The sequence below is a fragment of the Clostridium sp. AF22-10 genome, from assembly GCF_003478725.1.
GTDB classification, from domain to species: domain Bacteria; phylum Bacillota; class Clostridia; order Lachnospirales; family Lachnospiraceae; genus Otoolea; species Otoolea fessa.
Map to the genome: position 1 here is coordinate 117,721 of NZ_QUFZ01000003.1, position 24,056 is coordinate 141,776.

Here is a 24,056-nt window from a genome sequence, read left to right on the forward strand (position 1 = left end):
GTCCTAGCCATTATAGCAGATTTTCATAGAAAATCAACTTTTCCAGCATAATTTAGGACTTTCTCACTATCTTTTAGGATGTTTTTTGTTGAAATTTACGAATTGATCCGGCTCGAAACTGTCAAAAATAAAAACATCAAACTGTTTCCGGTGCCGGTTTAATTCGCCCTGGTTTTTAATCGTCCACGCCGCCATCTTACATTTGTAGAAATAACGCAGCATTTCCACCGGAAGCGTGTTGCTGAACTGGCAGTTGTACGCAATGAAATCCGGTCTGCAAAATCCGTTCAGCATGCAGTATGTAAGCATCTCCCGCACAATGACCGGCGTTTTCAATCCCTCGCCGCGGTGATTGGTCGCAAGCTGTCCGCGCAAAACATTCGGACGATGGCACTTAAACCAGCCGAGTGCCAGCGGACTGAACGATTCGATGCAGTACTCACCCGGATAACAATCTAAAAGCGCCGCGCATTTCTCACACAGCTCCCGGTGGACAATCTCTGCTTTCAGTTCGATGATAAGCGGGGTACGCCCATCCGCCAGCTCAAGCACTGCCTCAAAGGCCGGTATCGTCTGGGATGAACCAAACAAACGATAGCTTTGCAGCTCTTCAAAGGTACAGTCGCGTATCTTCCGGTCAACGCCCGCCGCCCGCTTCAGATCCCAGTCGTGAAATACGACCGGAACCCCGTCTTTTGTCAGCTGTACATCCAGCTCGATCCCATATCCCATCTGGATCGCGCGCTCAAACGCCGGGAGCGAATTTTCCGGACATTCGCTCCGGTTGTCATGAAATCCCCGGTGGGCGATGTATTGCCGCTCAAATGCCTGCATTCTCGCCTTCCGCCCCGTCTCCGGCAGCATACTGCAGTAAAACAGAGATAAGAGCGATATCGTCACCATCCCTGGAATTACGATTGTCATATGTAAATAGCCTCTTTTCTTTCGTCACACAACGGCTCTGCGCCGTCCTACTAATCTTCTATCTCCCAATGCACCTGGCTTCCACCATTTCCTTTTTTTACCACCAGCTTGTGTCCCATCTCCTCTTTCAGCTCCGTCACGTGGGAAATGATGCCGATCAGGCGTCTTCCTCCGGACAGCTCCTGCAGCACCTGAACCGCCCGCGTCCGTGATTCCTCATCCAAGGAACCAAATCCCTCATCAATGAACATCGCATCCACCTTCACGCTGCCTGCCGCATTCTGGATGACATCCGCCATGCCGAGCGCCATCGCAAGCGCCGCCAGAAAGGATTCTCCACCAGACAATGTTTTGACGTCCCGGACCCGGTCGGTCACAAAGCTGTAGACATCCAGGTCAAGTCCCACTTCTCCCTGTTTTCCCAGATCGGCCAGACCGCGGCATTGAAGTTCAAAGGTTCCTTTCGTCATCCGGCGCAGGCGGCGGTTGGCTGCCTGTATCATCTGGCGGAAATACTGGCGCTGTACATACGTCTGGAAATCGATCCGCGCCGCGCCGCTCAGTTTTCCGTCCGCCGTCTGGTAAAGTTCGCTGATCTGCTGTTTTTCCCGGTCAAGCTGCTCCCGTTCCTGCAGATACACCCGAAGTGCCGCATATGCATCCTCGTTGCGCGTCCGCACCGACACATGTTCCCGGTGAAGCCGCGACCAGCGGTTTTTTTCCTCTTCCCAGTGCCGGATCTTTTGCTGGATTTTTTCTTCCGGTTCTGTTTCTGAATCTGCTTCAAAACGTTCCCGGAGCGAAGATAAGCTTCCCTCCAGCTCCCGGCATTTTTCCCGGCACTCCTGTGCTTTCTTATCAGCCGCTGTCACCGCCTCTGCAAGTGTTTCCAGCTCCCGGCTGCGCTTCTCAAGCTCCACCCGGAGTGTCCGGCTGTCTTTCCACTCCAGCCGCTTCGAGAGTTCCTCCAGCTCATTACGTCTCGTCTGGCTCTCGATCGCCACCTGCTGCACCTCACTTCTTTTAAGCTCCAGCGCAGCTTCCAGCTTCTTCTGTCCGGCTCCGTTCGCCTCCCGTTTCTGCCGGATCGTTTCTTCCATGGCAATCCGGTCAGTATAAGTGGTTTCCGCCTGCCTGCATCGCCGGATTTCCTGTGCCATCTGCCGTAGCTCCTTCTCCAGAGCATCCACATCCGGCTGGGCTGCCGGGCTGTCCTGATTTTGACCGTACAGTTTTCCCTGGATCTCTATCCGCCGTCTGCTCTCATGTTCCAGCGAGATCTGCGCCTCCTGGCACGCCTCAGCGGCTGTCCTCTGCTTCTGATCGGCATCATCCCGCCCGGCACGCAGCGCTTCTACCTGTTCCTCCCGGATCGGCTCTGTCTCCAGACGGCAGGGAGCCGGGTGTTCCAGCGAGCCGCAGACCGGGCACGGTTTTCCTTCCTGCAGCTCTGCCGCCAGAAGTCCCGCCTGCATCGCCAGAAAGCGGCAGGACGCGTCCTGATACAACTGATCTGACTGCTGGTACGCCCGCGCGGCTGCCTGAAATTTTTCCTGGCGTTTTTCCAGTGACTTCCTCCATGTCCGCTCCGCTTCACAGCATTTCCCTAACTCCTGCAAAACCGCCTGGCGCCGTTCCATCTGCTCCCGCCGTCCCCGGCATTCTGCCAGGGCAGCGCGCGCCTCTACCGCCTCCCGCTCCTGGTTTCGAAGTATTTCTTCCTGTGTACGGCACGTTTCCAGCTGATTCTGCATTTTTTTCAGGTTTTGGGTCAGAGCCGTCCGCTGATGTTCCAAAGTTTCATATGCCTGCCGTTTTTTCTCCTGCTCCGCATAGAGCGGAAGCGCATCCTGCATCCGCCAGATCTGATCCTCCAGCTCCGGTTTCCGGCTCTCATAGGCTGCGGCAGCTTCCCGGCGCCTAGCCTCCATCTCCCGTCCAAATGCTTCCAAACGGCTCTTTTCTTCCAGTACCCGTTTTTCCTTTTTCACAAGCTCCAGATGGTTCTGTCCGGCGGCAAGCTTCTGGATTGCATTCTCTTCCAGTCTCCCCGCCTCTTCCTCGATCCTCCGGCTTTCCTCCGACAACTGATGCAGAAATGCAAGCAGTTCCGCTCCATTTGTCCGGTACCGCTCTTTCAAAGACTGCCATCTTTCTTCCCACTCCGGAGCTACCGCCTCCTCCGTCCTGGGAACCGTCACCTGCCGGATGACTTCCTCGCACCGGGTCTTGTTATCCTCCAGCCTTCCATACAGCGTCCGATCTGCCTCCCGCAGCTTCTGCTGGATTCTACCGTAGATCCCGGTATGGAAAATGCGCGAAAATATCTCTTTTCTTTCTTTGGAGGATGCATGGAGCAGACGGATGTATTCGCCCTGCGCGATCATCGCGATCTGCGAAAACTGATCGCGGTCCACGCCCACGATCGCCCGGATCTTCTCATCGATCTCACGGATCCGGCCGGACATCTCACTTCCATCCGGCAAAAGCAGAGACGCTTTCGGCGCCACACTCGTCGCCGTGTATGCGCCGTCCTTATTTTTCCGCTTGCTGAGGCGCGTGTATGCCGGACTGCGGCGGATCGTATAATCCTGCCCCTTATCCTCAAACGTCAGTTCCACCCAGGTCTCCGCGTCCTCCGGTGCATACTGGCTGCGAAGCATCGCGCCCTCTCTCCCGACGCCGCTCGCCGCCCCGTAGAGCGCAAACGAGATCGCGTCAAAGATCGTCGTTTTGCCTGCCCCCGTATCGCCCGTGATCAGGAACAATCCCGTCCCCGCCCGTTCGAAATCAATCTGCGTCACGCCCCCATAAGAGCCAAACGCCGACATTGTAAGCAGCTTCGGTTTCATACGCGTTCCTCCTCCTCTGCCTCTTCCACCATGCGCGCCAGAATCGTCTCCTGTTCCTCTGTCATCGGGCAGTGGCGCACCGCCTCATAAAAAGAGGCAAATGCCTGAAACGGCGTCACCGCCCCTGTTTCCTCCGGTTCTTCCTCCAGTCGTTTCCGCGTCCTCTCATTGTCCACCCGGATCTCCAAAATATGCGCAAATAACTCCTCCAGGCGCTCCCGGAAATCGTACATTTCTTTTTCGTCCGTCAGGACCACGCTCACATACGCGTCCGCGCGTCCGCTTCCATCCGGCATCTTTTCCATCGTATCTGAAAGCAGCTTGAGTTCTTCCAGTGTCCCCCGCACGCGCTTTACATCGGGATGGCAGAGAATCGGCAGACGGCGGATCTGAGGCTCACTTCCTTTTTCTCCCAGTTCCACCACCGTGATCCCCTTCTGATGGTGTTCTTCACTGATCGAATATTTGTACGGCGTCCCACAATAGCAAAACCGCTCCTGCCCTACCTTCTGTGCCCCGTGGATATGCCCTAACGCCGCATATTCAAACGGTTCCAGCACCGACGCATCGATCGCATCCAATCCTCCGGAGGTCAGCACCGCCGTCTCCGAATCGCAGGTTTCCGGATTCTGACCGTTCCAGACAAAAAACTGGTGCGCCAGAACCACATTGCGCTCCTGCTTCCGGATCGTCTCCCGCGCCAGGAGTTTCTGGAATGCATCGGTATAACCATTGGTGTCAAACAAATGGCGCACATGACCCGGACGGATAAACGGTACCAGATAAAAATGAACCGGTCCCCACTCATCTGTAAGTGTGACCTGCTTTAAATACTCCGTCCGATCTGCCGGCGGCAGCGCCGCGATATGGATCTGGTGGCGTGCCAGAAACGATGCGCCATACGCCAGCCGCTCCGGTGAATCGTGATTTCCCGCAATGATCAGGATCTCCGTTCCCGGACAGCGCCCGGATAGCTCGGTCAGAAACCAGTCAAAAAGCGTATACGCTTCCCCCGCCGGGACCGATTTATCATAAATATCCCCGCATATCAGAATCGCATCCGGCTTCTCTTCCTCCGCATATTTAAGTATCTGCAAAAACGCATTCTTCTGGCTCTCGCGCAGGCTATAGCCATTTAACATTTTCCCGATATGCAGATCAGAAAGATGAAATAGTTTCACGCAGGCACACCTCCTTTTTCTTTCTTTGATCCACTGTTTTTTTGATTTCCAATTTTTTCCGCTTAAACATATAGACATTTTCCGGACATATATGGCAAAAAGCGCCGACACATCGAACCACTTCCCGTGCCAGCGCCTTTTTTGGTTACTGTGAACCGTTACCTTTTTCTGTTTTGTTCTTCACTCTTAATCCAGCTGGATCAATGCCATAAAGACCAGATCTTCATCTCCGGTATTGGCAATGCCATGACCACAGCCATCCGGCGTGAAGGTCTTATCGCCGACGGTAACCGGACGTTTCGTTCCATTATCATCGTACTCGCCCTGTCCCTTGATGATATAATACGTCTCGCTCTCGCCGTGGTGCTCATGATAGCCCAGGGAACATCCCGGTGCGATGGTTACCTCGGCAAACATCTTACATTTTGCATTTAACTCATTGTCATCCAGAATGTATTTTACAACTACCTGTCCTTTACCGCCGTTCGCATTTTCCTTAACAACTGTCTTCATGCTGTTTCCTCCTCATCCTGTGCCATTCTTTCAGATTCGTTCGACACTGTTTTTCTATGGAGTATTATAAGCGATTTTTTCCTCAACTTCAAGCTCTCTACTTAAGGGCAATCCGCATTTGTTGCAGTTCAGAAAATTCCTACTTGCTAAGTTCAATCCGCATTTCTAACTCGCTGTACGGAATTGTTACCTCCGGGAATCCTTCCGCATACGATGCAATCTCATACGGCGCATAATAGAAAACCACGCCCGTCTCGCTCAGATAAAACGGCGATTCGTAGCTGATGCCGTCTGCCACCGTATGTTCCAGATCCTCCGGTGATTCAAAGGCAAAATTTGTCTTTTCCGCCAGCTCCCGGAATGCCGCACCAACCTTCGCCTGCAGCTCCTCCACCGGATTCTCAACCACATCGCTCAAAGACAGGCGTGCCCCCGTTTCCCGGTCAAAGACAAAATACTGGCGGAACGGCGTTCCGTGTGCGCCGCCCGTATATTCGTATCCATCCGCACGGACACAGACATAATGATCATCCAGATACGTAATCGCGTCATCTCCGTCGATCGTAAGCGCCATCGAATAGACCGGCTGCGCTGCATCCGCCTCCTGCGGAAGTGTCTCTTCCTCCGATCCGTCCGATTCCGCCGTATCGATGCTCATCTCCGTATCAAGATTCATGGAATCCGTCCGCGCCGCCGACAGAACCGACGCCTGCAGCTCCTGCATCGTCTGGTTCATCGCCTCGACCGCATCGCCCTCTCCGTCAAATACCAGCCGTTCTGCGTACACACTTCCCAGCTCCCGGCTTCCATCCGCACTCTTTAACGTCTCCGACTGCGCCTCGACATGCCCCAGCTCCCGGATCGGAGACTGGAACAGAACCGGCTCTAACAATGTCACTTCCCCGCCTGCCGCATCATCCAGCGTTTTTTCTCCCAGATAAACGCCGTAATCCTTAAACTGCTGGCAGTATGCCTGATTTCCCGTCACATAAAAATTACCATACATAGAAAAATCATTCGTCATGCCCGGCTCTTCCTCGACCGTAAAAAGCGCATTCTGCGCCTCGGCGGCATTTGCCGCTGCATCTGCCTTAGCATCCGCCGCAATCCGCTTAAACGAAAATTTTCCCGTGCTGATCTGGGACGCCTGATTTTCCATCAGGTACAAATATCCGTCCTGATACTGCACCAGGCTGATATTTTCCGCCGTCTCATATAAAAGCGTCCGTTTTTCCGGGTCAGAGACCTCATAGCGGTAACACTGCGTATTTCCATTGCCATCCCGAAGCAGGGCAAAGAATGCGTCCTTCGCAAACAGCACCGACGATGTATTCGTAATATCCGAAATCTCCCTCGGATGGCTGCCGTCCACATCCGCAATCACCAGGCAGGTTTCATTCTGCACCGGCATATACCCAAACTGTTCCATATAATATGGAAGAATCCCATTAAACAGCTCGCTGCAGCCTGCCGGAATCTCCCCGTAGATCGTGTCTGACGGTGACAACTCTCCCGCTGTTTTGCCATTCTCATCGAGCATATAAATGACATTCATGTTGTAACCCTTGACATACAGGCGGTTCTTTGACGCATAGAGCACCGACGGCTGATCCGTCAGATCCGCTAAATGCTCTTCCACACCGCTCTCCAAATCCAGCCGGTACAGCCCATAAAGCTCCGTGCCCTGTGTGCTGCCACTCTCCGCCTGTATCCGATCAAAATACAGCCCGCCTCCGTAGACCCAGAAGGTGCTGTTTTCATCTCCTGTGTCAAACTGGCAGAGCGTCTTCATCTCGCCTGTCTCCTTCGAAAGGGAACGGATCTCCGTGCGGTATTTGAGGTACAGCATGCCATTCTCCTCCAGCACCCGATCCGCCGCTCCGAGCGCCGTGCTGACCGCGCCCTCCGTTTCCTCTGCCGCCTGTGTCTGCGCTGTTGTCTCAGCCGCCGGTGATTTTTTGCACGCTGACAGGGCTGCCGAAGCAGCAATCAAAAACATCGAAGCCGCCAGCACTGCCCTATACCCTGTCTTTTTCTGAACCTTTTTTCTCTGGTTCTGCTCTGTTCTTCCCTGATTCTGTTTCATTTCTTCCCGTTTCCACTCTTTCTGAGCCATCCGTCCAAACTCCCCACACTTTTTCTATTTTTCATCGGACCTGCGTCCGCTTTTTCTTCTGAATACAGGCGGAAATGGTGAATCCATCCCCGCCTGTCATACAGTGTACCCTGTTTTTTTTGCAATGTCAAAAGGTGTTCCAATATATTAAGTTATATTAATGAAACTGTAAGATTACAGTGCGCGGGTCTTTGACACCTGCATACCAGCTTTATGAGGCAATCGGCATTCCTACTGCAAATTATCCGGTCCGAATCCCATCGGTAGAAGCTCCGCCAGTGTATAGACCTTATATTCCTTCACCGAACGTGCCAGAATGATCTGAAACGCATCCTCATGGCAGAATTCCTTCATCACCTGACGACACACGCCACAGGGCGCACACCAGTCAAATTCCGAAGCTCCTTCCGGGCCTCCCACAACTGCAATCGCTGTGAAGCTGCGTTCACCCTCACTGACTGCCTTAAAAAAGGCAGTGCGTTCCGCGCAGTTTGTCGGTGTATAGGCCGCATTTTCAATATTGCAGCCACGGTAAATCCCGCCTTTTTCAGTCAGCAGAGCCGCCCCCACCTGAAAATGAGAATAGGGTGTATAGGCCATTTTCCGTGCTGCGAATGCTTCCTCGATGAGTGTTTCTATCCTCTCATTATTCATTCTTCGCATCCTCCTGAATCAAGATACGGATGGCTTCCACCGCTGTCCGGATTGCTGCCTCTGTATCATGGGCCTGTTCATTGGACAGACCTTTTTTCGCCCGCTCCTGATTAGCCAGAACCAGGAAGCAGGCACCTACACGCACCCGAAGGAAGCTGCCTGCGATAAACAATGCTGCTGACTCCATCTCCGATGCCAGGCATCCCATCCGAAGCCATGCCTGCCACTTATTTTCAAGCTCATAGCTGACCGGCATCACCTCCGGCTCATGCTGTCCAAAGAAGGAATCCTTCGACTGTACAACGCCCGCATGACAGCGGAACTTCAGCTTCTTCGCTGCACGGATCATGGCATTCATAACATCCACATGGGGAACAGCCGGGTACTCAATGGGAGCGTACTCTCTGCTGGTTCCTTCCATGCGGATAGCTCCGCTTGCAACTACGATATCTCCGCCCAGTACATCCTCCTGCATACCTCCACAGGTGCCCACACGCAGAAAAGTATGGGCTCCGCACTTGGATAACTCCTCGATAGCGATAGCCGCTGACGGACCACCGATGCCGGTTGACGTCACACTGACTTTTACCCCATCGATGTTCCCGTATATGTGGTATATTCACGATTATCCGCAACTAACACCGGATTCTCAAAATGTTCTGCTATCTTCTTGCATCGCTTGGGGTCCCCCGGCATGATGACATATCCGCCGATATCCTCCGGGCCGATTCCTGTGTGGTACTGTTTTCCCGTTCCTTCTGTATAATCAACCATATAATCGCCGCCTTTCTGTTTTTAACTTCAAGTCCAATGTCATTTATTTTATCTGATCCAGAATAGAAGTTCCGATGGTCCCCTCCGGCATTCTGACACCAAAATTATCCGCAATGGTCGCGCCGATAACGGCAAAGGTGTCACTTGTATCAAGCTTCCCACTTTCCGTATCCGATGGTGAATATGCGATAAACGGAACCTGCTCTCTTGTGTGATCCGTTCCCTTATAGGTCGGATCATTTCCATGATCCGCCGTCAGAATCAGCAGATCGTCCTCACGGAGCAGCGGCAGAAGCTCTCCCAGCTTTTTATCAAATTTTTCGATCTCTTCCCCGTATCCCACCGGATTTCTGCGATGTCCCCATAACGCATCAAAATCTACCAGATTGGTAAAGCAAAGTCCCTTGAAATCCCGCTTTGCGATATCGATGGTCTGCTGCATGCCATGTACACTGCTGTCGGAATGATTGCTTTCTGTTATCCCTTCTCCCACAAAGATATCGTTAATCTTTCCAACGGAAATCACATCATATCCGGCATCCTTCAGTGCATTCAGCGCCGTCGGTCCGGTGGGTTTCAAAGCATAATCATGGCGGTTACTTGTCCGTTTGAATTCGCCGCGTTTTTTACCCACATAGGGTCTTGCGATAACACGGCCAACTCTCCACTCATCCCGCATAGTCAGTTCTCTGGCAATCTCGCAGTAATGATACAAGGTCTCAAGTCCCATGGTTTCCTCATTGCCACAGATCTGAAGCACAGAATCCGCTGATGTATAGACAATCAGCTTTCCTTCATTCACTTCCTGTTCACCCAGCTCCTCCAGAATCTCCGTTCCGCTGGCTGCCTTATTGCCGATTATCTTTCTGCCGCAGCGCTTTTCCAGTTCGTCAATCAGTTCCTTGGGAAATCCATGCTCTGTAAATGTGATAAATGGCTTATCCGTCCGGATGCCCATCATCTCCCAATGACCGGTCATGGTATCCTTACCATTGCTCGCCTCATTCATCGCCATAAAATATCCTTCCGGATGTTCTGCCGGCTTTACCTGCTTAAGGGGCTTGAGATTGGCAAGCCCCAATCTCTGCAGATTCGGAATATCCAGATGTTCCACTGTTTCTGAGATGTGCCCCAGCGTATCCGCACCGGCATCGTCAAATCTGGCCGAATCCGCCATGGGACCGATTCCAAGGGAATCCAGTACGATTACAAACACTCGCTTAAAACGCATATCACTCACCCTTTCTACTAATTTTTGCTATATTTGATAGTTTACTTTTTTACACTCTCACACAGTCGCGGGTAATTTCAGAAAGGGAAGATACGCCGCACATAGCCATGGTATCTGCAAGCTCACTTCCAATCTTCTGGATATAAGCTTCGACCCCTTCTCGGCCTCCTCCATAGACAGCTGTAACGAAAGGTCTGGCTATGATAACCGCATCTGCCCCCAGTGCCAATGCCTTAAATACATCGGTACCGGAACGGATTCCGCCATCCACGAAGATTTTCATGGAACCGTCCACTGCCGTTGCTATTTCCTCCAGAACTTCTGCAGTTGCCGGGCACTGATCCAGGACTCTTCCTCCATGGTTAGATACCACGATAGCTGCTGCACCAGCCTCTTTAGCCTTCAAAGCACCTTTTACCGTCATAATTCCTTTTACAATAAAAGGTACTCCTGCTTCCTTCACGATCTCACGAAGTTCCTCCACTGATTTACTTCCGGCCGGCGGATTGAAATTTTTCAAAAATGGAAGACCTGCCGCATCAATATCCATGGCAGCCGCGAAAGCACCTGCATCCTTGACAAGCGCCATCTTTTCACGAATCATCGCCACATTCCATGGCTTCACTGTAGGAATTCCCAGTCCCCCTACCTTTTTGATGGCTTCCGTGGCTGCCACCATCACATTGCTGTCCATTCCGTCTCCTGTAAAAGCAGCAATTCCAAACTCTGCGCAGGAAGAAACTAATATATCATTGTAAGAAACATCATTCAGTGAATCGCCGTAATGCATATTCACGGCTCCCACCGGACCTGCAAAAAACGGATACTGAAAATTCTTTCCAAACAACGAAAGAGAGGTATCGATGGGACGTTTCTCCACCAGTGTATCCATCTGGACACGGATTTCCTTCCATTTGTCATAATTCCGAATCGCCGTATCTCCGATTCCTTTGGCTCCCGGACCCGGCATCTGATTTTTGCAGGCTCTTCCGTTGCATTCCGGACAGGCCTTGCAGTAATTACCCATTTTTCCTCTTGCCAGTTCTAAACATTCTGCATAATTCATTAATCTGGTTACCTCCCTGTCACTTTTTTCTCAAATCCATGCACCCAATTTCCCCTTAAAAACAAAAACAGGAAAATCACGGAGCTGATGCTCCAGGTCAGTGGGTATGCCCAGAATATGACCCGGATATCCGGAATCAGACGCACTGCCAGTGTGATGTAGCTGACACGGAACAGACACCATACACAGAGCAGAACGATCATGGGCACGGCAGCATTGCCGGAACCCCGGAGTACAGCCGCGATACAGTGAGTAAATGCCAATAAACAATAAAACAACGCAATGGTTCTGGCCTGCATCACCCCATAATGTATCACATCCGGATCACGGTTGAATGCTGCAATCAGCACCGGTGCCGCCGTATATATGGTGATACCAATCAGTTCTGCAATGGAGATGGAGCAGAGGATACCGAACTTCGCACCTTTCTTTGCTCTGTCATACTGCTTTGCCCCAAGATTCTGTCCCACAAAGGTAGTTATCGCCATAGTAAAGCAGGTCACCGGCAGGAAGGCAAAACCTTCTACCTTAGAATAAGCTCCGCAGCCTGCCATGGCCATTTTACCGAATGCATTGATGTTGGACTGTACAAACACGTTGGCTATGGCAATGACTGAGTTCTGGAAACCGGAAGGTACACCATTCTGAATAATCTGCCTCAGCATATGTCTGTCAAAACAAATCTTCCTAAGCTCCAGCCGGTAATCTTCCTTCACCCGCATCAGATGCACCATACAGAGAATCGCGCTGACAAACTGGGATATAGCCGTTGCCAGGGCTGCCGATCCCACTCCCATGCCAAGTCCTGCGATAAAGAAGATATCCAGCACCACATTCACACAGGAGGAAATAATCAGATAGATCAGCGGATGGCGGCCGTCCCCCACCGACTGCAGGATTCCCACGAAAATATTGTACATGACTACACCCAGAGAACCTGCAAAATAGGTTTGAAAATATACAATCGATTCCGGAAGTACATCTGCCGGTGTTCCCATCAGTACCAGAATCTTCGGTGCCAGATACATTCCCGCAGCCGTCAGTGTGATTCCGGCCACCAGACCGAGGCTGTGGTTGTATGAATCGCTCTCTGGAGATAATCCTTGTTTTTCGCCCCATAATACCTGGCAATTACCACACCTGCTCCCATGGCAATACCGTTAATAAAACCTACCATCAGGAAAATCAGGTTTCCTGACGAACTGACTGCTGCCAGCGCATTGCTGCCAAGATAGTTACCTACAATCAGGGAATCCGCTGTATTATACAGCTGCTGAAACAGATTCCCCAGAAACAATGGTATGGCAAATAAAATAATCTTCTTAGAGATACTTCCCTCTGTCATCCTCGTTTTGCTTTCAGCCCCCATAAAACCCCCAAAATTAATCATATTTATGCACACAGTCGATGACTATTCATCGCCCCTCTGCACGCACATGTTCTCGATCTCATTATAGCCGACTGCCAGCAAATTCTCAATACTTCTTGCGCTGAGTGTGCAGCCCATTGGCTGTGATTAACAGTGCTAATCGGAACACATCGTTTTTATGTTTCTTTATATTTTTGCTGTCAACCTGATCTCCATTTAACTTGCGTTCTTTTAAATCCAGCCACGCTTTCGCCTTAAATGGTATCAGGCAAGTCGGACTTAATACCGGAATGCCATCAACCATCTTTTGTCCGGTTTTTAGCAACTCATAATACGCTTCATTTAAAAGGATTGCCGACAAACTAGATATTTCATCATCTATCAGAAGCGATGTGAGAACTGTATCATCTTCCAATATAATGAAATCCGGATTTCTGGAAAATATCTCTATCATATTAAGCAAAATTTCCACTCGATGAGTGGAAATTCTACAATACCTAAACTACTTCTTGAATTTATATTTTCCTTTTCCATGACCGGATACTGATTCAATAATGTCTGCCTTTACCAAATTGGAAAGAAGTTTTGAAGCACCTGAACCTTTCAGCTCAAGAAGCTCCATAACTGCACTTCTTCCAAACACCTCATCAAAGCCAAACTTCTCAAAAAGTCTATGGATATGAATCGTCGTTTTTGCCGAGAAATCACTACTTTTTTCGAAAAGTAAACTTTCAATATCCACTTTTTTGTCTCGAATGTCCACTTTTCCACTCTCAACATCCACTTTTGTGTCCCCAATGTCCACTTTTTCTTCGTTCAAAAGTCCACCTATATGAAGATTTCGATTATAAAGCTCATTTTTCTCGTTCAAAAGCAAATTTCTGAGAAACGCTTCCAAATACTCTGTTGTTTCGTGAATGCCTTTTTGCAGGTTCGTATAGTTTGCACGCACAAGTGCATTTCTGAAATACCAGGCATTTTCTGCAAAAATATCATTGGTTGCAGAGAACCCAAGCGTCCTTAAATATTTGATGAAGAACACTGCTGTTGTTCTCGTATTGCCTTCCCCGAAGATATGGATTTGCCATAACCTTGAAACAAATACCGCAAGATGATGGATAATCTCGTCCATTGAAAGCCCTTTATAGCTAAAATCCTTCTCCTGCGAAAAATCATATTCAAGTGTGGCTCTCAGTTCTGAAGCACTGCCATACATAACAGTTGCCCCATCAAGCACCCATTCTTTCTTTGTAATGTTGTAATCTCTAATCTTTCCGGCGTGTTTATAAATACCCTGAAAGAGTTTACGGTGGATAGATACATACTCGTTTGGCGAAAATGAAAACGCTGTTTCAGAAAGAATTTCTGCGATACGGGACGAAACCTTATCTGCTTCTTCGGTACGCTCATCATCGGACAAATGCACTGGTCTTTCTTCATAGTAACTGTCGATAAGACTCTGTGCTTCCTTCATCGTGATTTTTCCTTCAATATTCTGAATGGCAGTATCAATCAAATATTTAGATGGTTTGAGTCCGTCCACCGCCTGAAGTCCAATTGCCGTACTCCAAGCATATCCCTTATAAGCTTTATCCGGTTCAGACTCCCTCAAATATTCCTTAAACGGGTCTTTTTCCATATCCACTACCTCGCTTCATAGTCTTATAATTCTATCTTCTGTAAGATTGAAAGTGCTATTTAAAAGAGTAAGTTGTTGATTATCATTTTTAACAAAAGACATATGGATCACCTCACAAAATCTTACCTATATTTTACCAGAAAATCCAATGTTTTTATATATCGTGTTAAATTTTTAAGGTACAAATTTATATCAAAGGGGATGCGAAAAAACTCAATCGAGTTTTTTCACATCCCCTAATTTCTTCTAATTCAAATTTCTTATATGATATATCAAAATAATACCCGAACCGAATTTTTTGACATTTACCACACTGAATTACCTGATTCTCTAATCTTTATGATTATCGCTCTAAAATCGTATACTTCTTCTCCAGGCGAACCGGATGCATACTCTCTTTCGTCCGCCTGAGATTTTCAAGTCCCATATCGTCTTCCCGGTTTACAAATTCCACCTCCGGATAAACGTGCGTTAAAAATTCTTTTTCCAGGTAATTATAAAGCCCGCGTAACTCCAGATTCGCCTTTTCCACATGGGTAACAGTCATATTTCTCTCCTGATTCATCGTTCCCATCGAAAATGCTTCCAGAGTTCCTCCTATCCGGACTCCCGCCATCGTGATCCCCGCCTCGCGTCCAAAACGGATTGTCTCAAAGATCCCCTGCTCTTCGCTGTCCAGCCGGTTCAGATCATCGTCGCTCTCCTTATTCTTAGACCAGCGTTCCAGAAACGTCCGTATCTCGCCCTCATCCTCCGGATTCAGGATCACAAACTCTGCCGTTTCCCCGTAATCCCGACGGAATCGCGAAATCCGGTTTTTCATTTTTGAATATTTTCTTCCGGGAAGAACACGCATTTCTTCCCCGGAATAAATATAGTCAAAGCTGTCCCGATCCTCCAGCACCTCATAGCGCTCCGGATCCGGACGAATCGCTCCAAGCGCCGCCTCATCCACCAGATACATATGCATTTTCACACCGATTGCTGTGAAATATGCCTGCAGACGGTCAAAGTTTTCCCGCATATGCCCCAGGCCGCAGACCGGGACCATCGTCGCCTGCTCATCATAATCGATCTTCTGAAGCCACACAAGCCCCTTTTCGTCCGCATAGTATTTTGTCTCATAATAAGGTCTCCAGAGCAGATGATAGGCAAAATGGGATTCTGCACAGTCCGTCGGGCGCAGCGAAAAATACGGCTGCAGACCAATCAACTTCTCCGGTGTCAATGGTTCAAATTTTATCATGCGTTGCTCTCCTCCCCTGCATCTACTTTCTCACCAAAGAAGAAGAAAAGTACAGCTGCGGCAAAACCACTTCGACGCAAACGGTCAAACTTCGACCTAATTGGTATCTGGGGATCAAAAAAATGCCGCCTTACGCGACATTTTTCTGAATCCGAATCTTATATTTAATTTATAATCACACCTCCAGCTTCCGCTTCTTTGCCAGCCTCTTCATCTCCTCCGCATTCTGCCGCACGGTCTCGGTGATCTCCGCGCCGCCCAGAAGTCTCGCAAGCTCGTCCACCATCGCCTCGCGGTCTAAGGCGCGGATGGAGGTTGCCGTCCGTCCATCGGACGCGGATTTGCGGATCTCGAAGTGCTGGTCCGCCATCGCCGCGATCTGCGGCAGGTGCGTGATGCAGATGACCTGACGGCATTTGGAGAGGATCCGCAGCTTCTCCGATACCATCTGTGCAGTCCGCCCGCTGATACCGGTGTCAATCTCATCAAAAATCAACGTTGGAACCTGATCGGTCTCCGCCAGCACCGTCTTGATTGCCAGCATGATACGCGACAGCTCACCGCCGGACGCCACCATACCGAGCGGCCGAACCGGTTCGCCCGGATTCGTGGAAATCAGGAATTCCGGCTCGTCGATACCGCCCGCCGTGAAATGATCCAGCCGCCTAAACTCCATCTCAAACTGCACATCAAGGAAATTCAGTTCCCGAAGCCCGTCTGCGATCTTCTCCACCAGCTCCCCGGCAAACTGCTTACGCGCTGCTGACAATGCCTCGGAATGTTCTTTCAGTACTGCTTCCGCCTGTTCCAGTTCTTTTTCCGCCTGTTCTCGAAGTTCATCGTAATTCTCCAGTTCCTGCAGTCGCGCTTTCTTTTCTTCCAACGCCTGAAGTACCTCCGGGATCGTCTTCCCATACTTGGTTTCCAGGCTCCGGATCAGGTCAAGCCGCTCCTGTGTCTCCCGAAATGCCGCTTCGTCAAAGGTCATATCGTCCATATATCCGGCGATCTCCCTGGAAAGATCCGAAAGAAGGGAATCTACATCGCACAGCTCGTCACGGATCCCCTTCAATCCCTCGTCAAATGCCATCGCACCATCGATCTCACGGAACGCCCGCGACACCGCATCGCCGGACACCGCGTCATATGCCTGTGAAAGACTCTCAGCGATCCGTCTGGCATTGGAAAACCGCTTAAAATCGGCTGCCACCTTTTCCTCTTCGCCATCCTTTAACGCGGCATTCTCAATCTCCTCGATCTCAAACCGGCAGAAATCCATCTCCCGCAGTCTCGTCTCCTGATCGGATTCAAATGCGGCACATTTCTGTTTTAACTGCATATACAAGCGATAGGCAGCTTCCGTATTCTGTTTGAATGGGAGAAGTTTCTCCCCGCCATACGCATCGAGGATTTCCAGATGTTTTGACGCATTCACCAGCGACTGGTGTTCATGCTGTCCGTGCAGATCGATCAGAAGACCCGTGATCTCCCGCAGCCTTGCAGCCGTTACCGTCTCGTCGTTGATGCGGCTGATGCTCCGGGTCGGTGTGATTTTCTTAGAAATGATTAAAATTCCCTCTTCATCAGGGTAAACATCGTGTTCCTTCAGCTGCTCGCGCTTTCTCTCATCATCGATGGAGAAAACCAGTTCAATGTAGGCGCTGTCACAACCCCGGCGGATCATCTCTTTCGGTGCTTTTCCGCCCAGCGCGATCTGGACCGAACCGATGATGATCGATTTTCCGGCTCCCGTCTCACCGGTCAGAATGTTGAGTCCGTCCCCGAACTCCACCTCCGCCGAATCGATCAGAGCCAGATTTTTCACTCGTAAATGATAAAGCATCCGCTTTCCGTTCCTCCTTATCAGCGGTTCCCGCAAAAAATGCGTGAACCCACCTTCCCTCATCCCGCAATCAGCTTGCGGATCTTGTCCATCAGAACGATCGTATCGTCCACCGTACGGACTGCACACATGACCGTATCGTCCCCGGCGATGCAGCCGACAATCTCTGAAAAATGGATGGCGTCGAGCGCTGCCGCGACTGCCATCGCCATGCCTGACACCGTCTTGATGACAAGGATATTCTGCGCCATATCCATGGAAACGAAGCTATCGTGCAGAATACGGGTATATTTATCATTGAACGCCGTCTGAGGATGGAAAACCGCATATTTCTGTCCGCCGTTTTCTGTCTGGATCTTAGACAGCTTTAACTCCCGGATATCCCTGGAAACCGTTGCCTGCGTGACATTGTATCCCTCTTTATTCAGATATTCCGCCAGCTCTTCCTGCGTTTCAATCTCATATTTTCCAATCAATTCCACAATCTTGCTGTGACGTTCCATTTTCATGGCTCTGACTCCTTTTATATCTGTTTCATTTTGTTCCGTATATTTTCCAAAAATGGCACCTGTTTGAGCTGTATCAATGTCGTCTCGATCTCTGATTTTGCTATCTCGATTGTATCACCCGGCTCAATATCAACCACCGTATCGCCGTCAAAGCTCAGCGAAACCTTCGTCCGCCCGGTCGTCTGAATCCGCAGACTCAAATGGCTATCCGGCGGCAGAACGATGCTGCGCGAATTGAGTGAATGCGGGCAGAGAGGCGTCAATACCAGCAGTTCCGCCTCCGGCGCCACGATCGGACCGCCCGCTGACAGGTTGTATGCCGTCGAACCGGTCGGGGTCGCAACCACCATGCCGTCCGCCGAATATTCGTTAAACAGCTGTCCATTGACAGCCAGCTCAAACCGGAACGCATCAATTCCCATACGGTTCAGGACAATATCATTCAGGGCGATATCCTCCATAACAACCTTCCCGCCAGAAATCACGCACCCCTTGATCATCATCCGACTTTCCAGACGGTAGTGATCTTCCATCAGATCCCGCATGGCAGGCAGAATGTCCTCCTCATGCCCAATCTGCGTCAGATACCCCAGATGCCCCATATTGATGCCAAACAGTGGAATCTTCCGTCCCGCCAGATCACGCGCCGCCTGAATCAACGTTCCATCACCGCCCAGACAGATCACACAGTCTGTGTCCTCCGGCACGGTCCGACGATCCGTATAGCGATACGCCGGTATCACCCCAACATCCCGTCGAAGCCCGTCGTGACGGTCCAGGCGAATGCAGCGGCAGCCCTGCTCTGCAAAAAAGCTGCAAATCAGATCGGCGGCCTCCTCTACGCGCGGCTTTTCGCGGTTTACAATCAGATAGAAATTTCTCATGTTTTGTCTAACTCCATGTGAGCTTCCTCAACAACCTGTTCCGATGAAACCGGACACTCTTTTTCCGCTTTTGCAAGTGCTTCCTCACCAGTCACAGTTTCCTCCGATGCCTGCTCCGGTTTATGCAGATACAGGAGGTACTCGATATTTCCCTCCGGTCCCTTGATCGGGGAAAATTCCAGATTCCGGATCTCAAAACCGATCTCCGCCGCATACGCCATCACCATCTGAATGACCTCCAGATGCGTGCTCTTCTCGCGGACAACGCCCTTCTTTCCGACTTTCTCACGTCCCGCCTCGAACTGCGGCTTGATCAGTGCAACCACCTCACCGCCCGGACTTAAAATCTCCTTTACCGGACCTAAAACCTTCGTCAGGGAAATAAAGGAAACGTCGATCGAAGAGAAATCTACCGGCTCGCCAATATCCTCCGGTGTCACATAACGGATGTTTGTCTTCTCCATGCAGACCACACGCGGATCATTGCGAAGTTTCCACGCCAGCTGTCCATGTCCTACATCGACCGAAAACACCTTGACCGCGCCATTCTGCAGCATACAGTCGGTAAATCCACCTGTGGACGCGCCGACATCCATACAGACCTTTCGATCCAGCGTCACTCCGAAATGCGTCATCGCCTTCTCCAGTTTCAGACCTCCGCGGCTCACATATTTTAAGGTAGATCCACGTACCTCGATCTTCGCATTTTCATCGAGGTCGTACCCGCCTTGTCTTCTTTCTGATCTTCTACATATACAATCCCGGACATGATGATCGCTTTCGCCTTCTCACGGGATTCTGCCAGACCTCTCTTGACGAGAAGTACATCTAACCGTTCTTTCATTCTATGTTCTTCCTTCCGCTGCTGCCACTCTTTTGTTTCCCATCATGCTTCCGCGTCAGTCTGCAGCACACCTTCACGTTTCAGCTGCGCCAGAATCGAATCACTGTCAATTCCCAGCTCATTCCGGAGCACCGACACATTTCCGTGTTCGACGTAGGCATCCGGCAACGCTATATTAACTACCTTGATCTGCGGATAATGCTTCTGTACATAATCCGTCACCCGCTCGCCGTAACCGCCGCGCAGGACATTTTCCTCCAGTGTCACGATCGTATGATGCGTTCCAGCCAGATGGTCGATCACGTCGGTATCCATCGGTTTCACAAACCGCCCGTTGACCAGCGTACACGGCTGCCCGGCACTCTTTAATTTCTCCCGGATATGCTCTGCCGTGCTGACCATGCTTCCGACTGCCAGAAGCGCCGTCCCTCTCTCCTCATACAACATCTCGCTGACGCCATACTCGACCGGTGCCAGAAATTCTTTCAAGCCCCGGTACGCCTCGCCCCTCGGATAACGGATCGCAATCGGTCCATCGTAGGAGATAGCAAACTGCAGCATCTTTTCCAGTTCCCAGCGGTTCTTCGGCGCCATCACGCTCATATTCGGCACAGAGGAGAGGAATGTCAGATCAAAAATACCCTGATGTGTCTCCCCATCGCTTCCGACCAGTCCCGCGCGATCCACGCAGAACACAACCGGAAGATTCTGGATACAGACATCGTGAATGACCTGATCATATGCCCTCTGTAAAAAGGACGAATACACCGCCACCACCGGTTTCAGACCGGCTGCCGCCATACCCGCCGCCGAGGTAACCGCGTGTTCCTCCGCGATTCCCACATCGAAAAAGCGGTCCGGATATTCTTTCGAGAACCGTTTGAGCCCCGTTCCATCCGGCATCGCCGCTGTCACCGCCACGATCTTCGGATTTTCCGCTGCCAGACGGCAGATTTCTCTGGAAAATACATCTGTATAGCCCGGATGTTCCTTTTTCCGGAGCGGTTTTCCCGTTTCAATATCAAATGGTTCAACTCCGTGAAATGCCGACGGATTCTTCTCCGCCGGACGGTATCCCTTGCCCTTTTTCGTAATCACATGGATCAGCACCGCGCGGTTGATCTTTTTCGCCTCGCTGAAAATACGGATCAACCCCTTAATATCATGTCCATCCACCGGTCCCAGATACGTGATTCCCATATTTTCAAACCACATGCCCGGAATCAGAAGCTGCTTGATGCTGTTCTTTGTCCGGAGCAGCGTGCCGACCAGATCCGAACCGATCATCGGGATCCGCGATAACGTGCCCGCCACATTCTTCTTCAACAGATTGTAGCCCTCATCTGCACGAAGATTATTCAGATACCGCGACATACCGCCGACATTTTCCGAAATGGACATATTATTATCATTAAAACAATAATAAAATTCGTCTTGAGCCGTCCCGCATTGTTGAGCGCCTCATATGCCATGCCGCCGGTCAGCGCGCCGTCCCCGATGACGGAAACGATCGAATAATCCTCGCCCAGCAGATCTCGCCCCTGTGCCATACCAAGCCCCGCCGAAATCGAAGTCGAGCTGTGTCCCGTGTCGAACGCATCAAACGGGCTTTCCTTCCGCTTCGGGAAACCGCTCAAGCCCCCATACTGGCGCAGTCCATCAAAATTATCCTTCCGCCCGCTTAAAATCTTGTGCGTATAGGACTGGTGCCCTACATCCCAGATAATCTTATCCTTCGGAAGATTCAGCGCGCAGAACATTGCAATCGTCAGTTCCACCACGCCTAAATTGGACGCCAAATGACCGCCTGTCCGGCTTGTCGTCTCGATCAGAAACTCGCGGATTTCCGCCGCCAGTTCCTTGCGTTCTTCCTCGCTCAACCGTTTTACATCCTCCGGTCCTTTTATCGTATCTAATACCATTCTTTCATCCCCCAAACCGTTTTCCACATCCGCTGTCGTCCCCGGTCTTCGATTGGATTTTTTATTTTTCACGGCTGACCAGCATCTCGATCAGCTCTTCGAGGAATTCATTCTTTCCAGGCAGGGAATAGAGGATATCAACCGCCGTCTCCGAAAGCTGTTTGACATCATGCTTCGATTTCTCGATTCCCTCCAATGTCACATAAGTGGTTTTATTGTTTTTCTCATCGCTCAGAACCGGTTTTCCAAGCACCTCCTGGCTGCTGGTAACGTCGAGAATATCATCCTGGATCTGGAACGCCAGACCGATCGCCGCCGCCATACGCTCTACTGTCCCGCACTCAGCTTCGCTCGCGCCCGCCATCACGGCTCCGATCACCATCGAAGCCTCCAAAAGTGCTCCCGTCTTTAAACGGTAGATAAAATCCAGCTTATCCTTCGGAATCGGCTGATTCGTCAGTTCCACATCAACCGTCTGACCGCCGATCATGCCGTAAATACCCGTTTTTTCGGATAAAATCTGGATACAGCGTCCCACCTTTGCCGCATCCGGTGTCATCGCAAATGCCTTTGCCGCCGTCTCGATCGCGTAGATCAGAAGGGCATCTCCCGCCAGAACTGCCATATCATACCCATATGCAACCCAGGTCGTCTTTTTTCCACGGCGGTACTCGTCATTGTCCATACATGGAAGATCGTCATGAATCAGGGAAGATGTATGAATCATCTCGATCGCCGCCATCAGCGGCTCAATCTCTTTTCCCTGACCGCCAAACAGACGGTATACCTCACGCATCAGAATCGGACGAAGGCGTTTGCCGCCTGCCTTCACGCTGTAATTCATCGCTTCAAAGATCGTTTTCTGATGCCCTTCCTCTGCCGGAAGATAAGAATATACAATCTCTTCCGCTTCTTTGACTGCCTGTGCCAGCCGTTCCTTTGCATTTTCCATCTCTGTCACGCCTCCGTCTCCTCGCCGTTTACGACCATAATCTGTTTTTCAACCTTATCTATCTTTTCACTGCAGGCGCGGACCAGACGCATTCCCGCCTCATACGACGCAAACGATTCTTCCAGCGTGCTGCGGCTGTCCTCCAGCGTCCGCATAATGCCATCCAGACGGTCAAACATTTCCTCGATCGAAAGTTCTTCCTTATTTTCTGCCATCGATCCTGCCTCCTGTTTTATCTAATATACTCTCGGAATCTTTCCTGAAAGAAAACGTGTTCTCAAATCTCTCTGTTATGATTCACACGCAACACAATGAACCACTTTTTTACCCAGGCAAGTTTTCCTGATAAACCTCCCGGATCTCTGCCTCCACGCGTCCATCTGGCAGACGGACGGTCAGCGTATCCCCAGCTTGCAATCCTGTCACTGTCTCCACACGTTTTCCATCTGCATCCGTCACGAACCCATATCCGCCGCTTATCTTTTTTAACGGGGAGAGACCATCCATCCGGCTGCACACCAGTTCCAGACGATGGCGCAGATCGGACACCTTTTTCTCCATCTGGCGCGCCATCTTAACTCTCGCATCTTCCAGATACTGCCGTCTCTCATTTAACTGGCTCTGCGGACTGTGAAGCTGCAGGCGCAGACGAAACTGCTCCAGGCGATAGGCATACTGCTCCGCCTTCTGCTCCATCCGCTTCGTCATCTGCTGTGCCGCCGCAATGCACTGCTGCTCAAACAGGTGGTAATCAAAAACCGCCAGTTCTGCCGCCGCCGAAGGAGTCGGGGCACGCAGATCCGCCACATAGTCCGCGATCGTAACGTCTGTCTCATGCCCGACCGCCGAGATTACCGGCGTCCGGCACGCAAAAATCGCCCGCGCCACACTCTCCTCATTGAACGCCCACAGATCCTCAATCGAACCGCCTCCGCGCCCGACGATCAGCACATCCAGATGCATCGCATCCAGGGTCTGGATCGCCCGCACGATACTCGGCGCTGCCCCTGCTCCCTGCACCAGTGCCGGGCAGAGGACAAGCTGCACGTAAGGGTTCCGCCGTCCCGAGATATTGATAATATCCCGGATTGCTGCGCCGGTGCTCGCCGTCACGATACCGACCGTTTTTGCATACTTTGGGATCGGCGTTTTATATTCCGGGGAAAACATCCCCATTTCTTCTAATTCATTTCTCAGTTTTTCAAAGCGCCGGAATAAATCGCCCGTGCCGTCCAGCGTGATCTCGCTGGCATAGAGCTGGTATCTTCCATCCCGCTCATACACTTCGATGCTGCCCTTCACGACCACCTGCTGTCCTTCTTCCAGACGGAACGTAAGTCCCTTCCGCCTACTGGCAAACATAACTGCCTGCATCGATCCCAGACCGTCTTTCAAGGTAAAATAAATATGACCGGACGTATGATATTTGCAGTTAGAAACCTCGCCCTTGACCGAAATCCGGTTCAGGGCAAAGTCCTGTGCGAACATATTTTTAATGTATGCATTAACCTGCGAAACCGAATATACGCCAGCCATC

General features: G+C 50.8%; 19 protein-coding genes and 3 pseudogenes. All 22 read right to left on the reverse strand.

The window, feature by feature from the left end; genetic code table 11:
• Window positions 1–66: 66 nt before the first annotated feature.
• Window positions 67–924 (reverse strand): glycerophosphodiester phosphodiesterase family protein, encoded by an 858-nt coding sequence (locus tag DWX91_RS03180; RefSeq protein WP_118472065.1) that lies wholly within the window; start codon window positions 922–924, stop codon window positions 67–69.
• 50 nt (window positions 925–974) lie between these two features.
• Window positions 975–3,776: an AAA family ATPase gene (locus tag DWX91_RS03185; RefSeq protein ID WP_118472066.1), complete on the reverse strand. Its 2,802-nt coding sequence runs from the start codon at window positions 3,774–3,776 to the stop codon at window positions 975–977.
• A complete protein-coding gene (locus DWX91_RS03190; RefSeq protein ID WP_118472067.1) occupies window positions 3,773–4,957 on the reverse strand; it encodes an exonuclease SbcCD subunit D in 1,185 nt (394 codons plus the stop codon). Before DWX91_RS03190 ends, DWX91_RS03185 begins: the two co-directional genes overlap by 4 nt.
• A 186-nt stretch (window positions 4,958–5,143) precedes the next feature.
• Window positions 5,144–5,470: a cupin domain-containing protein gene (locus tag DWX91_RS03195; protein ID WP_107000176.1), complete on the reverse strand. Its 327-nt coding sequence runs from the start codon at window positions 5,468–5,470 to the stop codon at window positions 5,144–5,146.
• 139 nt (window positions 5,471–5,609) lie between these two features.
• A complete protein-coding gene (locus DWX91_RS03200; RefSeq protein ID WP_118472068.1) occupies window positions 5,610–7,586 on the reverse strand; it encodes an RsiV family protein in 1,977 nt (658 codons plus the stop codon).
• Window positions 7,587–7,817: 231 nt separating this feature from the next.
• Window positions 7,818–8,240, reverse strand: a complete 423-nt coding sequence (gene cdd, locus DWX91_RS03205; protein ID WP_118293287.1) for a cytidine deaminase — start codon at window positions 8,238–8,240, stop codon at window positions 7,818–7,820.
• Window positions 8,233–9,014: pseudogene (gene udp, locus DWX91_RS03210) on the reverse strand (uridine phosphorylase). The gene cdd and the pseudogene udp overlap by 8 nt, the downstream one beginning before the upstream one ends.
• 43 nt (window positions 9,015–9,057) lie before the next feature.
• Window positions 9,058–10,245: a phosphopentomutase gene (locus DWX91_RS03215; protein WP_118472070.1), complete on the reverse strand. Its 1,188-nt coding sequence runs from the start codon at window positions 10,243–10,245 to the stop codon at window positions 9,058–9,060.
• 49 nt (window positions 10,246–10,294) lie between these two features.
• Window positions 10,295–11,311, reverse strand: coding sequence for an alpha-hydroxy-acid oxidizing protein (locus DWX91_RS03220; RefSeq protein WP_118472071.1), 1,017 nt, complete (start codon window positions 11,309–11,311; stop codon window positions 10,295–10,297).
• A gap of 8 nt (window positions 11,312–11,319) precedes the next feature.
• Window positions 11,320–12,369, reverse strand: a complete 1,050-nt coding sequence (locus DWX91_RS03225; protein ID WP_412693816.1) for an MATE family efflux transporter — start codon at window positions 12,367–12,369, stop codon at window positions 11,320–11,322.
• Window positions 12,351–12,680, reverse strand: a complete 330-nt coding sequence (locus tag DWX91_RS17845) for an MATE family efflux transporter (RefSeq protein ID WP_347475003.1) — start codon at window positions 12,678–12,680, stop codon at window positions 12,351–12,353. The genes DWX91_RS03225 and DWX91_RS17845 overlap by 19 nt, the downstream gene beginning before the upstream one ends.
• A 106-nt stretch (window positions 12,681–12,786) precedes the next feature.
• Window positions 12,787–13,134, reverse strand: a complete 348-nt coding sequence (locus DWX91_RS03230) for a hypothetical protein (protein WP_118472073.1) — start codon at window positions 13,132–13,134, stop codon at window positions 12,787–12,789.
• A gap of 48 nt (window positions 13,135–13,182) precedes the next feature.
• Window positions 13,183–14,154: a Fic family protein gene (locus DWX91_RS03235; RefSeq protein ID WP_412693817.1), complete on the reverse strand. Its 972-nt coding sequence runs from the start codon at window positions 14,152–14,154 to the stop codon at window positions 13,183–13,185.
• A 508-nt stretch (window positions 14,155–14,662) separates the two neighbouring features.
• Window positions 14,663–15,565: a DUF2156 domain-containing protein gene (locus DWX91_RS03245; RefSeq protein WP_118472075.1), complete on the reverse strand. Its 903-nt coding sequence runs from the start codon at window positions 15,563–15,565 to the stop codon at window positions 14,663–14,665.
• Window positions 15,566–15,740: 175 nt separating this feature from the next.
• A complete protein-coding gene (recN, locus tag DWX91_RS03250) occupies window positions 15,741–17,408 on the reverse strand; it encodes a DNA repair protein RecN (RefSeq protein ID WP_118472076.1) in 1,668 nt (555 codons plus the stop codon).
• A 59-nt stretch (window positions 17,409–17,467) separates the two neighbouring features.
• Window positions 17,468–17,917 carry an arginine repressor gene (gene argR / locus DWX91_RS03255; RefSeq protein WP_022359930.1) on the reverse strand — a complete coding sequence of 150 codons (450 nt, stop codon included), beginning with the start codon at window positions 17,915–17,917 and terminating at the stop codon, window positions 17,468–17,470.
• Between the two features lie 14 nt (window positions 17,918–17,931).
• Window positions 17,932–18,801 (reverse strand): NAD(+)/NADH kinase, encoded by an 870-nt coding sequence (locus DWX91_RS03260; protein ID WP_117796395.1) that lies wholly within the window; start codon window positions 18,799–18,801, stop codon window positions 17,932–17,934.
• Window positions 18,798–19,645: pseudogene (locus DWX91_RS03265) on the reverse strand (TlyA family RNA methyltransferase). The gene DWX91_RS03260 and the pseudogene DWX91_RS03265 overlap by 4 nt, the downstream one beginning before the upstream one ends.
• A 42-nt stretch (window positions 19,646–19,687) precedes the next feature.
• Window positions 19,688–21,567: pseudogene (gene dxs, locus DWX91_RS03270) on the reverse strand (1-deoxy-D-xylulose-5-phosphate synthase).
• A 61-nt stretch (window positions 21,568–21,628) separates the two neighbouring features.
• Window positions 21,629–22,519 (reverse strand): polyprenyl synthetase family protein, encoded by an 891-nt coding sequence (locus tag DWX91_RS03275; RefSeq protein ID WP_117796477.1) that lies wholly within the window; start codon window positions 22,517–22,519, stop codon window positions 21,629–21,631.
• A gap of 5 nt (window positions 22,520–22,524) precedes the next feature.
• Window positions 22,525–22,734: an exodeoxyribonuclease VII small subunit gene (gene xseB / locus DWX91_RS03280; RefSeq protein WP_022359935.1), complete on the reverse strand. Its 210-nt coding sequence runs from the start codon at window positions 22,732–22,734 to the stop codon at window positions 22,525–22,527.
• A 109-nt stretch (window positions 22,735–22,843) separates the two neighbouring features.
• On the reverse strand, window positions 22,844–24,055 hold the full coding sequence (gene xseA, locus DWX91_RS03285) for an exodeoxyribonuclease VII large subunit (RefSeq protein ID WP_118472078.1): 1,212 nt from the start codon (window positions 24,053–24,055) through the stop codon (window positions 22,844–22,846).
• Window position 24,056 lies beyond the last annotated feature (1 nt).

What these genes read in the sequence shown, in the direction of transcription:
- DWX91_RS03180 (WP_118472065.1), bottom strand. Translation starts at nt 924, where the DNA reads ATGACAATCGTAATTCCAGGGATGGTGACGATATCGCTCTTATCTCTG.
- DWX91_RS03185 (WP_118472066.1), bottom strand. Translation starts at nt 3,776, where the DNA reads ATGAAACCGAAGCTGCTTACAATGTCGGCGTTTGGCTCTTATGGGGGC.
- DWX91_RS03195 (WP_107000176.1), bottom strand. Translation starts at nt 5,470, where the DNA reads ATGAAGACAGTTGTTAAGGAAAATGCGAACGGCGGTAAAGGACAGGTA.
- DWX91_RS03200 (WP_118472068.1), bottom strand. Translation starts at nt 7,586, where the DNA reads ATGGCTCAGAAAGAGTGGAAACGGGAAGAAATGAAACAGAATCAGGGA.
- cdd (WP_118293287.1), bottom strand. Translation starts at nt 8,240, where the DNA reads ATGAATAATGAGAGGATAGAAACACTCATCGAGGAAGCATTCGCAGCA.
- DWX91_RS03215 (WP_118472070.1), bottom strand. Translation starts at nt 10,245, where the DNA reads ATGCGTTTTAAGCGAGTGTTTGTAATCGTACTGGATTCCCTTGGAATC.
- DWX91_RS03220 (WP_118472071.1), bottom strand. Translation starts at nt 11,311, where the DNA reads ATGAATTATGCAGAATGTTTAGAACTGGCAAGAGGAAAAATGGGTAAT.
- DWX91_RS17845 (WP_347475003.1), bottom strand. Translation starts at nt 12,680, where the DNA reads ATGGGGGCTGAAAGCAAAACGAGGATGACAGAGGGAAGTATCTCTAAG.
- DWX91_RS03230 (WP_118472073.1), bottom strand. Translation starts at nt 13,134, where the DNA reads ATGATAGAGATATTTTCCAGAAATCCGGATTTCATTATATTGGAAGAT.
- DWX91_RS03235 (WP_412693817.1), bottom strand. Translation starts at nt 14,154, where the DNA reads ATGAAGGAAGCACAGAGTCTTATCGACAGTTACTATGAAGAAAGACCA.
- DWX91_RS03245 (WP_118472075.1), bottom strand. Translation starts at nt 15,565, where the DNA reads ATGATAAAATTTGAACCATTGACACCGGAGAAGTTGATTGGTCTGCAG.
- recN (WP_118472076.1), bottom strand. Translation starts at nt 17,408, where the DNA reads ATGCTTTATCATTTACGAGTGAAAAATCTGGCTCTGATCGATTCGGCG.
- argR (WP_022359930.1), bottom strand. Translation starts at nt 17,917, where the DNA reads ATGAAAATGGAACGTCACAGCAAGATTGTGGAATTGATTGGAAAATAT.
- DWX91_RS03260 (WP_117796395.1), bottom strand. Translation starts at nt 18,801, where the DNA reads ATGAGAAATTTCTATCTGATTGTAAACCGCGAAAAGCCGCGCGTAGAG.
- DWX91_RS03275 (WP_117796477.1), bottom strand. Translation starts at nt 22,519, where the DNA reads ATGGAAAATGCAAAGGAACGGCTGGCACAGGCAGTCAAAGAAGCGGAA.
- xseB (WP_022359935.1), bottom strand. Translation starts at nt 22,734, where the DNA reads ATGGCAGAAAATAAGGAAGAACTTTCGATCGAGGAAATGTTTGACCGT.
- xseA (WP_118472078.1), bottom strand. Translation starts at nt 24,055, where the DNA reads ATGGCTGGCGTATATTCGGTTTCGCAGGTTAATGCATACATTAAAAAT.